Source organism: Bradyrhizobium sp. S3.2.6, assembly GCF_040546885.1.
GTDB lineage: Bacteria > Pseudomonadota > Alphaproteobacteria > Rhizobiales > Xanthobacteraceae > Bradyrhizobium > Bradyrhizobium cytisi.
The window spans coordinates 128841-142833 of record NZ_JBEPOS010000010.1 but is presented as its reverse complement, the minus strand read 5'-3'; the positions used below and the strand labels follow the sequence as shown (position 1 = coordinate 142833).

At 63.2% G+C, this 13993-nt stretch carries 11 protein-coding genes and 1 tRNA gene; 3 read left to right on the top strand and 9 right to left on the bottom strand.

Annotation, left to right across the window (positions count from 1 at the left end):
* Positions 1–18: 18 nt before the first annotated feature.
* Both ABID58_RS19545 and ABID58_RS19540 read right to left on the bottom strand, forming a co-directional pair.
* A complete protein-coding gene (locus tag ABID58_RS19545) occupies positions 19–2427 on the bottom strand; it encodes a TonB-dependent receptor (protein WP_354033980.1) in 2409 nt (802 codons plus the stop codon).
* Positions 2428–2661: 234 nt separating this feature from the next.
* Positions 2662–2901, bottom strand: a complete 240-nt coding sequence (locus ABID58_RS19540) for a hypothetical protein (RefSeq protein ID WP_148749412.1) — start codon at positions 2899–2901, stop codon at positions 2662–2664.
* A 400-nt stretch (positions 2902–3301) separates the two neighbouring features.
* On the opposite strand from ABID58_RS19540, the gene ABID58_RS19535 reads away from it, so the two are divergent.
* From ABID58_RS19535 to ABID58_RS19525, 3 genes are all read left to right on the top strand, one after another.
* Positions 3302–4477, top strand: a complete 1176-nt coding sequence (locus ABID58_RS19535; protein ID WP_354033979.1) for an efflux RND transporter periplasmic adaptor subunit — start codon at positions 3302–3304, stop codon at positions 4475–4477.
* Entirely contained in the window at positions 4474–7611 is a 3138-nt protein-coding gene (locus tag ABID58_RS19530; protein ID WP_354033978.1) for a multidrug efflux RND transporter permease subunit, read from the top strand. Before ABID58_RS19535 ends, ABID58_RS19530 begins: the two co-directional genes overlap by 4 nt.
* Positions 7612–7675: 64 nt before the next feature.
* On the top strand, positions 7676–8248 hold the full coding sequence (locus ABID58_RS19525; protein WP_354033976.1) for an invasion associated locus B family protein: 573 nt from the start codon (positions 7676–7678) through the stop codon (positions 8246–8248).
* Positions 8249–8293: 45 nt separating this feature from the next.
* On the opposite strand, the gene ABID58_RS19520 is transcribed toward ABID58_RS19525, so the two are convergent.
* The 7 genes from ABID58_RS19520 to ABID58_RS19490 form a co-directional block, all read right to left on the bottom strand.
* A complete protein-coding gene (locus ABID58_RS19520; protein WP_354033974.1) occupies positions 8294–9013 on the bottom strand; it encodes an ABC transporter ATP-binding protein in 720 nt (239 codons plus the stop codon).
* Positions 9010–9777, bottom strand: a complete 768-nt coding sequence (locus tag ABID58_RS19515; RefSeq protein WP_354033973.1) for an ABC transporter ATP-binding protein — start codon at positions 9775–9777, stop codon at positions 9010–9012. The genes ABID58_RS19520 and ABID58_RS19515 overlap by 4 nt, the downstream gene beginning before the upstream one ends.
* Positions 9767–10738 carry a branched-chain amino acid ABC transporter permease gene (locus tag ABID58_RS19510; protein WP_354033971.1) on the bottom strand — a complete coding sequence of 324 codons (972 nt, stop codon included), beginning with the start codon at positions 10736–10738 and terminating at the stop codon, positions 9767–9769. The genes ABID58_RS19515 and ABID58_RS19510 overlap by 11 nt, the downstream gene beginning before the upstream one ends.
* Positions 10739–10765: 27 nt before the next feature.
* Entirely contained in the window at positions 10766–11629 is an 864-nt protein-coding gene (locus ABID58_RS19505) for a branched-chain amino acid ABC transporter permease (protein ID WP_354033969.1), read from the bottom strand.
* 67 nt (positions 11630–11696) lie between these two features.
* Entirely contained in the window at positions 11697–12950 is a 1254-nt protein-coding gene (locus ABID58_RS19500; RefSeq protein WP_354033967.1) for an ABC transporter substrate-binding protein, read from the bottom strand.
* Between the two features lie 410 nt (positions 12951–13360).
* Positions 13361–13726, bottom strand: a complete 366-nt coding sequence (locus tag ABID58_RS19495) for a DUF1428 domain-containing protein (RefSeq protein WP_354033965.1) — start codon at positions 13724–13726, stop codon at positions 13361–13363.
* Between the two features lie 155 nt (positions 13727–13881).
* Positions 13882–13955: transfer RNA gene (locus ABID58_RS19490), tRNA-Gln, on the bottom strand.
* Positions 13956–13993 lie beyond the last annotated feature (38 nt).

Sequence of the window (13993 nt, the reverse complement as noted above, 5' to 3'; positions counted from 1 at the left end):
AACTTCATCAGAACTTCATCAGAACTTGGCCGTCGTGATCAGATAGAACGCCCGCCCCGGCGCGACCGCGACGAACGGCACGGCGCTGCGATAGAGCGTGTCGTAGTAGAGCTTGTTGGTGAGGTTCTGCGCGTAGAACTTCATGGTCCAGTTTTTGTCGATCTTCTTCTCGACGAACGCGTCGAAGCGCCAGTAGCTCGGTAGCTCGTTGCCGGTGTTGGCCGCGAACGTGCCGCCATAGACCTTGGAGCGGTACACGGCCTGTCCGCCGACTTCCCAATCGCCGTCGAACTTGTACTTGGTCAGCATGCTGAACGACTGGTGCGCGACGTTGGCGAGTTGCAGGCCGAGATTGGAGGCGATGTTGCTCTGCGTCACCTTGGACTGCATCAGCACCAGGCCACCGAAGATGCTCCAGCGATCGGTGATCTTGCCCTCGGCCTCGATATCGATGCCCTGGATGCGGTAGGCCGCATTCGAGGTCAGCAAACCCGCGGCGTTGGTCTCGCGCGCGTTGTCCTTCGTGGTCTGGAACAGCGCCGCGCTGACCAGCAGGTGACGATCGGCGAGCTCCCACTTGGTGCCAACCTCGGCCGCCTTGTTGCGCTCGGGTCCCAGCAGAACGGTCGTGTTGGCGGGAACGCCGCCGTAATCGGTGGCGGTCGCGTCAAGCTCCGACCCGAACGGATTGGCCGAGGTCGCATAGGCCGCATAGATGCTGCCGATCGACGTCGGCTTGTAGACCAGGCCGACGTTGTAGTTGACCAGATCGGAGTTCATTTTCAGATAGGCCGCGTTGGTGGACGAGCTCATGCTGTAGCCGTCATAGCGGATGCCCCCATTGACGATGATGGTGTCCTGCCAGTTCGCAGTGTCCATGACGTAGACGCTGCTGGTGTTGACGCCATAGCGTGTCGGATTGCCCGTCAGCGACGGCGTACCGAAGCCACCGACATAAGTGGACTGGGGTGAGTAGAGATTGATCCCCGGGAGAGCCCCGTTGCTCGTGAAGCCGGCGCCGGCCAGCTCCGATGCGAGGCCCGAATAACGGTCGATCGAGATGTTCTCGTTGGTGTATTCGACGCCCAACACCGCCGTGTGCTTGACCCCGCCGGTGTCGAGCTTGAACGTGGCCTCGTTCTGGTTGGCCCACACATCCACGGTCTGGTAGCGGCTCTGCGCACTCGCCGTCGTGGTCCAGAGCAGCGGATTGATGTTGGTCGTCACCGGGTTCTGCGGCAGCGTGCCGATATAGTTGAGCAGCGAATGCTCGCCGCGCACCTTGCTGCTCAGTGTGATGGCGTCGTTGACCTTGTACTCCGCGGTCGCAGTGCCGAAATCCTGCCGCGCGGTCTGGAAGTCGCGGTTGAGGAAGCCGTACCAGGTCCCGCGCGGAATGCCGGCCGACGTCACCGGCACGTTGCCCTGCTTGTAATAGGGCACGCCGAAATCGGGCAGGCCGCTGAGATCGGTGTGGACGTAGTTCGTCGTGATCTTAATGTCGTTGGTCGGGGTATACTTGGTCGACAGGAAGGTGCCCCAGCGATCGTCAGTCACGTAGTTGCGGCCGGCGACATTGGCGTCCTGGAACAGGCCGCCGGTGCGCACCGAGAACGAGGGATCGACGACCTGGTTGACGTCAAGCGTGACGCGCTTGGTCCTGTCGGTCCCGAACTCGGTATCCATCCGCTTGAAGTTGACGTCGCCGGCCTGCTTGGTGACGATGTTGATGGCGCCGCCGGCGGTGCCGCGGCCCGCATATGACGATGCCGGTCCGCGCAAAATCTCGATCTGCTCGGTGAAGAAGTTCTCCCGGATCGATACGGCGGGATCGCGGATGCCGTCGATGAAGACGTCGTTGCGCGCATCGAAGCCGCGGATGAAGAAGCGGTCGCCGAAGGCGTTGCCGCCCTCGCCCGACCCCAGCGTCACACCAGCGGTCGAGCGCCCGATCTCCTTCAGCGTCGTGGCGTTCTTGTCCTCCAGCACCTCCTTGCTGAGCACCGTGATCGTCTTCGGCGTGTTCAGCATCGGCTCGGGAAACTTGCCGGAGGCCTGGACGTGGTCGACCTTGTAGGGCGCAGCAGGATCGGCATAGGGATTGCGATCGACGGCGCCGGCTGGCGCCGGTGCGGCGGCGGCAGCCTGCTGCTGCGCCTGCCGGCGCTGCGCGGCGCGGCGAAGCGCGTTGCGCGCGCGGACCTGCTCCGGCGTCGGCTTCGAGGCCGCCGGACGCGAACGCTCGACCGGTGCATCGACATTCACCGGCGGCAGGCTCGACTGCTGCGCCTGCGCGCCGCTCGACATCGACGCCACCGCAATCAGGCCGGCAACGGCCGACACCGCCTTGCCGGAATAGCCATCGAGTTCAAATGAATTTCTTGCCGCGATCGCACGCAACGATCGCGGAGCCACCGCGAGCCCCATTCCAACACACCCCATTTAAAGTTCGTCGATACGCAACATGCGCGACGAACGATGAGGTGGTGCTATCCATCACGAAAAATCAGGTCAATGCGAGCAGGCGCGCGCGACCACTTGAATCGCTCTAGTTCAAATCGATTCTAAAATTGCGAATCTGAAATAACCGAAATGTCGCGCGACACATTGAAGCAGCCAGACACAGCCGCGATTGTCTTCGCGCGTCATTTTGCGCAGCCGTCAGTCGCTGCTCGGCGGCTTCATAAGCGAGAACAATTCGTCGACGGTGCGCTGCGCGGTCGCGCGCACGCGATCCGAATTGTCCATGCCGGCGATATTGACGCCTTTGACGACGGCTTTGATCTCGTCTCGGAAGTCGGTGAGGAAGCGCAAGGGATCGCGCTGCTCATTGGCGACGCGTGCGATCAACCCCGTGATCAGAATCTGACACGCGATCAGCTTGCCGTTCAGCTCGTCCATCATATGCTTCCTTTGTGCGGCCCGATATGAACGACACTGATTTTCCTGACAACCGAAACGGCACACGGCCGGTTTAGAACCGTCCTAATTGCGATTACTCCGAAACATTGAAGATGCGTCCTGCCGCGTGCAACGCCACGCGCATGAGTGACCACTCACGCGGTCCGCGAGCACTGCCCAGCTTTTGCACTTTGCCGGCTTACAGCGGGAAAATGCAGCACTGCACACCGCGGCGTCACCCGTCTGCCTAAGGGGTGCAAAGCTTTCCAATTGTTTAGGATTCTCAACCGATAGTGCTGTTTACACTGGAACTTGGCGTGTATTATACAACAGGCGCCGGGAACCCGTTTGCTGGCGTCGCATTTCGTTCCTTTGGGCATACAAGCCGATACGAATAGATATGAAAAAGTCACGGCCGATCCTGTGGATTGTCATCATCGCAGCTGTGGCCGGAGGCGGCTATTACGGTTGGCAGCGCTTCTCGGCGTCTGAGGCCGCGAAAGCCCAGACCGCGCAGAAGGGTCCGCCGCGGGCCCCCGCCGTGCCCGTCAGCGTTGCGCCGGTCCAGAAGGCCGACTTCCCTGTCTACCTCACCGGCCTCGGCACGGTGCAGGGCTTCAACACCGTACAAGTCCGGACCCGGGTGGACGGCCAGATCGACAAGATTGCCTTCACCGAGGGCCAAATGGTCAAGCAAGGCGATCTCCTGGTCGAGATCGATCCGCGCCCGTTCCAGGCCGCCTTCGATCAGGCCAAGGCCAAGAAGGCGCAGGACGAGGCCAATCTCGCCAACGCCAATCTCGATCTGCAGCGCTACACCAAGCTCGGTGAATTCGCGACGCGGCAGCAAACCGATACGCAACGCTCTACCGTTGCCCAGCTCACCGCCCAGATCGCCGCCGACGAAGCCGCGATCGCCAACGCCCAGACCCAGCTCGACTACACCCAGGTCAAGTCGCCGATCACCGGCGTCGCCGGCCTCCGCCAAGTCGATATCGGCAACATCGTCAACGCCTCGACCCAGACCGGCGTCGTCACCATCGCCCAGGTCGAGCCGATCACGGTGATCTTCACAGCGCCCGAAGACCAGCTGCCTTATATCAGCGAGGGCCAGAAGTCCGGCGAGCTCAAGGTGATTGCGTTCACCACCGACGGCAAGAAGACGCTGGCCGAGGGTAAGCTCGCCGTCATCAACAACCAGGTCGATACGACCAGCGGGACTATTCGGCTCAAGGCGGTGTTCGCCAACAAGGAACACACGCTGTGGCCGGGACAATCGGTGTCGACACGCCTGCTGGTGCGGACCCTGAAGGATGCGACCATCGTCCCCGATGACGCGGTGCTGCATTCCACCAACGGCCTCTACGCCTATACCGTCGGCCAGGACAACAAGGCCGAGGCTCGCAAGATCAAGGTCAACTACGCCATCGACGGACGTTCGGTCATCGAGGAAGGATTGAGCCCAGGTCAACAAGTCATCACCGGCGGTCAATACAAGGTGCAGCCCGGAAGTCTCGTGTCGACGGCCGTGGCGAGTTCGGATCCGGTTCAGAAAAGCAAGGTTCAGCAGGAATGACCGAAGGCGGGATTTCGGCACCTTTCATCCGTTATCCCATCGGCACATCGCTGCTGATGGCCGGCATTCTTTTTGTCGGTCTCGTGGCCTATCCCCTGCTGCCGGTCGCCCCGCTGCCGCAGGTGGACTTCCCGACCATCCAGATTACGGCCAACCTGCCGGGCGGCAGCCCGGAGACGATGGCCTCGTCGGTCGCGCAGCCGCTGGAGCGCCAGTTCGCCCAGATTCCCGGCATCGCGCAGATGACCTCGACGAGCTATCTGGGCACTGCCTCGATCACCATCCAGTTCGACCTCAACCGCAGCATCGACGGCGCCGCCAACGACGTGCAGGGCGCCATCAACGCCGCCAGCGGCCAGCTGCCGAAGAACCTGCCCTCGCCGCCGACCTATCGCAAGGTGAACCCGGCGGACTCACCGATCCTGCTGCTGTCGGCGACGTCGGACACGCTGCCACTGACCACCGTCAGCGATTCGATTGACGCCCAGCTCGCCCAGCAGATCAGCCAGATATCCGGCGTCGCGCAGGTGTTCATCGGCGGCCAGCAGAAGCCATCGGTTCGCGTGCAGGTCGACCCGGCGAAACTCGTGGCCAAGGGCCTGTCCCTGGAGGACGTGCGCAGCGCGATCGCGATCACCACGGTCGACAGCCCCAAGGGCAATATCGACGGCGACAAGCGCGCCTACACGATCTACGCCAACGACCAATTGTTGCAGTCCAAGGATTGGAACGACGTCATCATCGCCTACCGCAACGGCGGCCCCTTGCGCATCAAGGACATCGGCCAGGCTGTCACCGGCGCCGAGGATGCCAAGCAGGCAGCCTGGGCCAACGGCAAACGCGGCGTGTTCCTGGTGGTGTTCAAGCAGCCCGGCGCTAACGTCATCGAGACCGTCGACAGGATCAAGGCCACCCTGCCTCGGCTCGTTGCTGCAATCCCACCCGCGATCAAGATCGAGCTGATCAGCGACCGCACCACGACGATCCGCGCCGCCGTCGAGGACGTCCAGTTTACGCTGCTGCTGACCATTTTCCTCGTGGTGATGGTGATCTTCGTCTTCCTGCGCAGTTTCTGGGCAACCGTCATCCCCGCCATCACGGTGCCACTGGCGCTTCTAGGCGCCTGCGCCTTGATGTGGGTATTCGGCTATTCGCTCGACAATCTGTCGCTGATGGCGCTCACGATCGCGGTCGGATTCGTCGTCGACGACGCCATCGTGATGCTCGAGAACATCACGCGCTACATCGAGGAAGGCGAAAAGCCGCTCGCGGCCGCCTTCAGAGGCTCCAAGGAAATCGGCTTCACCATCGTGTCGATCAGTATCTCGCTGGTCGCGGTGCTGATCCCGCTGCTGCTGATGGGCGGCATCATCGGACGCCTGTTCCGCGAGTTCGCCGTCGTGCTGGCGATGACCATCTTCGTCTCGATGTTCGTGTCGCTGACCTTGACGCCGATGATGGCCTCGCGCTTCCTGCGCTCACATGGCGAAGTGACCCATGGCAAGTTTTATCAGTGGAGCGAGCGCGCGTTCGACGCGATGCTGCGCGGCTATGAATACGGACTCGACCGCGCTCTCGCCTGGCGCCGTACCACGCTCGTCATCTTCTTCGCCACCCTGGCGCTGTCGGTCTATCTGTTCGTCCTGATTCCAAAGGGATTCTTCCCGCAGCAGGACGTCGGCCTGATCACCGCGACCTCCGAAGCCTCCCAGGACATCTCGTTTGCCGAGATGCAGCGGCGGCAGGTCGAGCTCGGCAAGATCGTGCTGGCCGATCCCGATGTCGCCACCACGGCGATGAACATCGGCGGCAGCGGCCGGGCCGGCAACAACGGCAACATGTTCATCACCCTGAAGCCGCGCAACGAACGCCAGGCGTCGGCGCAGCAGATCATCGCGCGGCTGCGTCCCCAGCTCGAGAAGGTCGCCGGCGCCCGCCTTTATATGCAGGCGGCCCAGGACGTCCGGCTCGGCGGCCGCCCGACCCGCACGCAGTTTGAGTTCACCTTGCAGGACGCCGACCTCGGCGAGCTCAATTTGTGGGCGCCCAAGATTCTCGCGAAGATGCAGACGCTGCCGGAGCTGCGCGACGTCGCGACCGACCAGCAGACCCAGGGCACCACGGTCCAGCTCAAGATCAACCGCGACACCGCATCGCGCTACGGCATCCAGCCGCAGCTGATCGACGACACGCTCTACGACGCCTTCGGCCAGCGCCAGGTCACGCAGTATTTCACCCAGCTGAACAGCTATCACGTGATCCTGGAAATCCTGCCGGAGATGCAGGGCAACCTCGATTCACTTAACAAGCTCTATCTGAAATCGCCGCTGACCGGCGATCAGGTGCCGCTGTCAACGTTCGCGACCTGGACCACCGATCCGGTCCGTTCGCTCTCGATCAGCCATCAGGGTCAGTTCCCGGCGATCACGATCAGCTTCAACCTCGCGCAAGGCGTGGCGCTCGGCCAGGCCACCGAGGCCGTGCAGAAGGCGATGGCCGATCTCGGCGCGCCGGCGACGCTGAACTCGAGCTTCCAAGGTACGGCGCAGGCGTTCCAGCAGTCGCTCGGCACCGTGCCCCTGCTGATCCTCGCGGCGCTGGTCGTGGTCTACCTGATCCTCGGCATCCTCTACGAGAGCTACATCCATCCGATCACGATTCTATCGACCCTGCCCTCGGCCGGCGTCGGCGCACTCCTGATCCTGATGGCCGCCGGCTTCGACTTCAGCCTGATCGCGCTGATCGGCATCATCCTGCTGATCGGCATCGTGAAGAAGAACGGCATCATGATGGTCGACTTCGCCATCGCGGCCGAACGCGACGGGAAGACGCCGGAGGAATCGATCCGCCAGGCCGCGCTGCTGCGCTTCCGTCCGATCATGATGACCACGATGGCAGCACTTCTCGGCGGCGTGCCGCTGATGCTCGGCCACGGCACCGGCGCCGAGATCCGCCAGCCGCTCGGCTACGCCATGGTCGGCGGGTTGATCGTCAGCCAGGCGCTGACGCTGTTCACCACGCCGGTGGTCTACCTCTATCTCGACAAGTTCTCGAACCTGTTCTCGGGCCGCTCCACCGAGGGCGAAGGACACGAGAGGTCGGAGCACGGCACCGTGAAGGAAGCCGCCGAGTAAGCTTGCGCCGCGGCTCCCGCGACGCTACAGCGAGCCCCTCGGTTCACGCCAACGCGGTCTCGCCATGCCCATGCAATCCAGACTTGTCGTTCTCGCCGCCGCCCTTCTGCTGTCGACGGGTGTTACGTATGCTCAGCAGGGCGCCAAGAAGAACGCAGCTCCCCCGGCGCCTGCGACGCAGCCCGCGCCCGCACCGACCCAGCCGCAGCAGGCCGAAGGCGCTCCGGCGCAGCCCGGCTGGATCGCGCGCTGCACCAGCGCGAGCCGCGATGCTCCCCTCGAATGCGCGATCGAGCAGAACGCGGTCCTGACCAAGACCGGCCAGACCATCGTGCTGATCAACATCCGCATCGCGCCCGACACCCGCACGCCGGTCGCGTTGCTCCAGCTGCCGCTCGGCCTCAATCTACCGATCGGCGCCAAGCTTCAGGTCGACGAGGGCAAGACCGTCGATCTCCCGATCCAGACCTGCGAGAACCGCGGCTGCTACGCCTCGACGCCGATCGCGCCGGACCTGCTTGCGAGCCTGAAGTCGGGCAAGCAATTGAAGGTTTCCTTCCAGAACATGGCCAAGGAGACCATCGCAATCCCGATGCCGCTCGGCGATTTCGCGACGGCCTACGACAAGATCAAGTAGCGGGCGTCTCGCTCTCGAACACTGACCAGCTCAAGCCGAGATCGGTCACCCGACCCCGAGATAGGCCTTCTGCACCTGCGGATCCTCGGCCAAGGCTGCCGCGGTGCCGGACAGCACGCTCTTGCCGACCTGGAGCACGGTCGCGAAGTCCGACACTTCCAGCGCGAGCTCGATCGACTGCTCGGCGAGCAGGATGGTCAGGCCTTCGCGATGCAGGCGGCCAAACGTTTCGTACATGGACTCGACCACCGCCGGCGCGAGGCCGAGCGAGGGCTCGTCCAGCATCAGGAGCTTCGGATCGCTCATCAGCGCGCGGCCGACCGCGAGCATCTGCCGCTCGCCGCCGGACATGGTGCCGGCGCGCTGGTTGCGGCGTTCCTTCAGCCGCGGGAAGATCTCGTAGACGCGCTCAAGCAGCGTGGCCTGACGCGATTTGTCGTGCAGCGGCGTTGCGCCGAGCATGAGATTGTTCTCGACGCTCTGCTGCACGAACAGCCGCCAGCCCTCCGGCGACAACGCCAGCCCCTTGCGCACGATCGTGAAGGCCTTCTGGCCGGCGATGTCCTCGCCGCGAAAGCTGATCGTTCCTGAATGCACGGGGATGAGGCCGGCGATCGCATTCAGCGTCGTGGTCTTGCCGCCGCCATTGGAGCCGAGCAGCGCGACGACGCTGCCCTCGGGCACCTCCAGCGAGACGTCGGAGACACCAATCAAGTCGCCGTAGCGCACCTCGAGACGCTCGATCCTGAGCAACGGTCCGCTCATAGGTCCGGCCCGCCCATCAGTTCGATCGGCGTGTGGCCGGCGGCGGCCTTCGCCGCGCGCTTGCCGAGATAGGCCTCGATCACAGCCGGGTTCGAGGTGACCTCACGTGGGCTACCGCGGGCGATCTCCTTGCCCTGGTGAAACACCATGACGCGGCTGGCCAACGACATGATCACTTCCATGATGTGCTCGACGATGACAAGTGTGATGCCGGAACGGTGGATATCGCGGACGAGATCGATCGCGAGCTTCACCTCATGCGCGTTGAGGCCGGCCATGGCCTCGTCGAGCAGCAACACTTTTGGCTCGGTCGCGAGCGCGCGGGCGATCTCCAGACGCTTGCGGCCGGGCGTGCCGAGCGAACGCGCCGGCGCATCCGCAAGCCGGCTCATGCCGACGCGCTCCAGCACGGCGCGCGCCTTGGTCTCGGCCTCCTGGCGATGCGCGGTGCGCAGGAAGGCGCCGATCATGACGTTCTCGAGCACCGTCATGCCTTCAAAGGTCTGCGGCACCTGGAAGGTGCGGGCAAGCCCGAGCCCGGCGCGCAGCTCCGGCGCGACATCGGTGATATCGCGTCCCTCGAACAGCACGCGGCCGGAGGTGGTCTTGAGATCGCCGGTCAGGCAATTGAAGAAGGTGGATTTGCCCGCGCCGTTCGGGCCGATCAGGCCGAGAATATCGCCCTGCTCCAATGTCACAGAGGCATCGTCCACCGCCTTGAAGCTGCCGAACGCTTTTGTGATGCCGCGCGCCTCAAGGAGCATGGCTTGCTCCCGTGTCGGATGTTGGTTTCCTGCGCCGCGTGAACAGGCTGAGCAGACCACCGGGCTGGAATCGCGCGATCAGCACGATGATCGCGCCATAGAGCACGAAGGTGAGGCCTGCGCCCCTGCCGCCGAGCCAGCTATTGGAGATCTCCTCCAGCGGCACCAGGATCGCCGCACCCACCAATGGTCCGAACAGCAGCCCTGCCCCGCCCAGCGCCGCCATGATCAGGATTTTCACCGAGATCAGGATGCCGAGGCCTGACTCGGGGTCGACAAAGCCGAACATCATCGCATAGAGCGCGCCGGCGACGCTGGTGAACGCGGCGCTCAGCATGTAGGCGTAAAGCTTGGTGCGGCTCGCGGGGGCGCCGAGAGAGCGCGCGGCGCGCTCAGAATCCTTGATCGCGCGCAGGTAAAAGCCCATCCGGCTGTTGGTCATCCACCAGGTAATGAACAGCGTAACCGCGAGGATGACGAGGAAGAGATAGTAATACGGCAGCGACGACAGGAACGAGAGATCGAAGATGTTGCGCGGTACGGTCGGGCCCGAGAGGCCGACCGCCGCACCCAGCCAGTCGGTGTTGGTGACGATCAACCGCATTGTCTCGGCGACTGCGATCGTCGCCATGCTGAAGTAATGCCCCGACAGCCGCAGCGTCGGCACGCCGATGATCGCGGCGAGCCCAACCGCGATCACGACGCCGCCGGGGATGCCGAACAGCGGCGACAGGCCGAACTTGGCGTAGGACCCCATCGCGGCATAGGCCCCGCAGCCGAAGAACACGACATGGCCGACCGAGACCTGGCCGGCATAGCCGCCGACGATGTTCCAGGCCGACGCTGCAATCGCGTAGAGCAGCACCAGCGCACCGAGGCGCTGCTGGAACGGCGAGGACAACAGCAACGGATAGGCGATCGCAATCGCTGCGACGACCGAGAGCCAGATCAGGCGCCGCATCACATCTTCCCCATCAGGACTTCTCCATCAGGTCTTGCCCATTAAGCCTTGTGGCCTGAACCAGAGGAAGAGCAGGAACATGACATAGACGATGATGTCCTTGTAGACCGCACCGATCAGATAGCCGGAGAGCGACTCGATCACGCCGATCAGAAGACCCGCGACGAGCGCACCGGGCACGCTGCCAAAACCGCCGAGCGAGACCGTGACGAAGGCGACGATGCCGAGCGTCTCGCCGACCGTCGGCACGATGTAGAAGAAATTCGCGATCAGCGCGCCGGCAAGCCCCGTGGCGCCGGCCGCGATCGCCCAGGCGATCGCCTGCATGGCGTCGGGCCTGATCCCCATCAGCTGCGCCGCAGTCTGATCCTCCGCCACCGCCAGCATTTTCGAGCCGAGCGAGGTGCGCGTCAGCAACAGATGCAGGCCGAGCGTCACCAGCAGCGCGACCACGCCGGCCAACAGCCGCGAGGCCTCGATGCGCAGGCCTGCAAACGCATAGGTGCCGCCGACGATGTTCTGCGGCATCGACAAGAAATTGGCGCCGAACCACCAGAACACGGAATAGCGCAGCAGGAGCGCGAGCCCAAAGGTGCCGAGAATCTGCGCCAGCATCGGCCCCTTCATGATGTCGCGGATCAGGGCGAAGTAGACGACGACGCCGACGGTTGCGAGAACGAGCGTTGCCAGCGGCGCACCGAGGATCGGCCCGACGCCCATCAACGTATAAACTACGTAGGCGACATACATGCCGAGCATGACGAAATCGCCATGCGCGAAATTGACGATGTTCATCATGCCCCACACCAGCGTGAGGCCGGAGGAAAACAGGGCATAGACAGCGCCAAGCAGAAGGCCGCCGACAATCACCTGCACGAGGACAAAGGACATCAGCCGCGTTGCTCTGATCAGATCATATTAGGACAGACGGGGCGCGCGGCCCCGCCTTTAAAAAATCTCACCAGCCCTTGTAGGGCAGCGCCGGCGGCTTTTCCGCATTCGCCTTCGGCCACACCGAGACGTAGTTCTCGCCGTCCTGAAGCTGGATGATGGCGCCGGACGCCAGGATGTTCTGGCCCTTGTCGTCGAACTTGACGCCCTTGTAGCCGATCATGAGCTGGTCGGCCTTCAGGTCCGTCGCCTTCAGAGTGGCCTGGACTTTTGCCGGGTCGGTCGAGCCGGCGCGGTCGATGGCGTCGGCCAGCACGAAGAAGCCCTGCATCTGGCGGGCAACCGTGTCATCCATCTCCTCACCGCTCTTCTTCTTGTACATGTCGGCGATGACGGCCGACACCGAGCCCGGCGGTCCGACGACCCAGGACGAGCGGTTGAACACGCCTTGCGAGATCTTGCCGACCGCTTTGATGAAGGAGGGGTCGGAATAGCCGGCATCGTCGGCAAGCAGGATCGCCGGCTTGTAGTCGAGCGACTGCATGGTCTTGGCGAACAGAATCGCATCCGACGTGTAGCTGATCATGATGATCACGTCGGGCTTCTTATCCTTGAGCTGGAGCACCTGCCCCTGCAAATCGGTCGCATTGACGGGATAGGCGACGTCGAGCGCGACCGGCTGTCCCTTCCCCTTAAAGGCGGCGCTGATCGTGTTGGCGACCGAGGTGCCGTATTCGGTGTTGTCATGGACCAGCGCGATCGCGTCGGTCTTCGCGCCGGTCGCCTTCATGTCGGCGAGGAAGTCGGCGTAGATCTTGGCGAAGTCCGTCGCAATCGGCGTGGTGCGGAAGAACCATTTGAAACCGCGCTCGGTGAGATTGGCGGCGACCGATTCCGAATTCAGGAAGGGAATGCCGTATTTCTCGGCGATGGCGCTCGATGTCAGCGTCACTCCGGACTGATACGAGCCGAACACGGCCGCGACCTTGTCTTCCGTGATCAGGCGCAGCGCCTGGTTCTGCCCCGTCGCCGGATTGCCCTGGTTGTCGGCGAAGACCGCCTCTATCCTGGCGCCGCCGAGGCCGGCAAGGCCTGCGTTCTTCGCCAGCGGCAAATTGCCAAGCTCGGGATGGGCGTTGTTGATGATGTCCATGGCGACTTCGAGCGCCGCCTTGGCGTGCGCGCCGATCGAGGCGGTGCCGCCGGACATCGGCATGATCACGCCGATCTTGACCACCTTGTCCTCGGCGCGCGCGCCGGCCGCGAACGCAAGGGACATCGCGGCCGCGCAAAGCAGCCCCGTGACATGCTTCAATGTCATGAGATCAGACCTCCCAAAGGGTTTCCCCAACCAAGATTTTTTGGAAAGCGTGGGCGAGGCGCCCCGCTTCCGTTTGATTTATACCTGGTGACGAGAGGATGGCATGCCAGCCGGATACCGGCAAGGTGAAACGAATTGCGACGATGCTGGATAAGGGAGCAGCGATCACGCACGCTGCTTCCCGCATTCGGTCTGGCGTCGTTCGGTGCAGGGATAACAACCGGAGTGACTATCATCGCTGTCTTGCCGCTGCGCAGATCTCTAGGATGGATTAGCCCCGCGGATTGCGCGAAGCGCAAACCGCTCGGCGTAACCCACCACGTCTATTTCCGCGGACACGAAAGAGGTGGGTTACGCCAGCGGACTGCGCTTCGCGCGGCCGCAAGGCTAACTAACTAATCTAACCCACCCTACGAAGCACGCTCGGCCAACGCCTGAAGCAACGTCGTGAAGCCGCCATAGATCATGCGCTTGCCGTCGAACGGCATGTCGGCGGCCTTGAGCCGCGGATCGGCCATCACTTTGGCGTTGACGGCATCGCGAGTCGCGCGGTCGCGGTAGACGATCCACGAGAACACGACGATCTCATCCTCCGTTGCCATCACCGCGCGGGGAAAGGACGTGAGCTGGCCGTAAGGCACGTCGTCACCGATACATTCGACGTAGTCGAGCGCACCGTGCTCCATCCACACCGCGCAAGCCGTTCGGGCCAGCGCCTTGTAGGCCTCGATCTTGTCCTTCGCCACGGCCAGCACGAAACCATCGACATAGGGCATCACGGATCTCCTTGGGTTATACGTCCCAAGGACGATCGGATGTGCCCCGATCCGACCGGCGCTGGCAATGTCGGGATGAGGCAAACCGTCGCGAGCCGCGCCGCCGCGGGTCATCGGATCAGAGGCAATTCAGACTTTGTGGGAGCGCCTGGAATTGGCTGGGGAACCTGGATTCGAACCAAGACAAACAGAGTCAGAGTCTGTTGTGCTACCGTTACACCATTCCCCAACGGAATAGCCGAACAAATTCAAGGTCTTACCGATTTG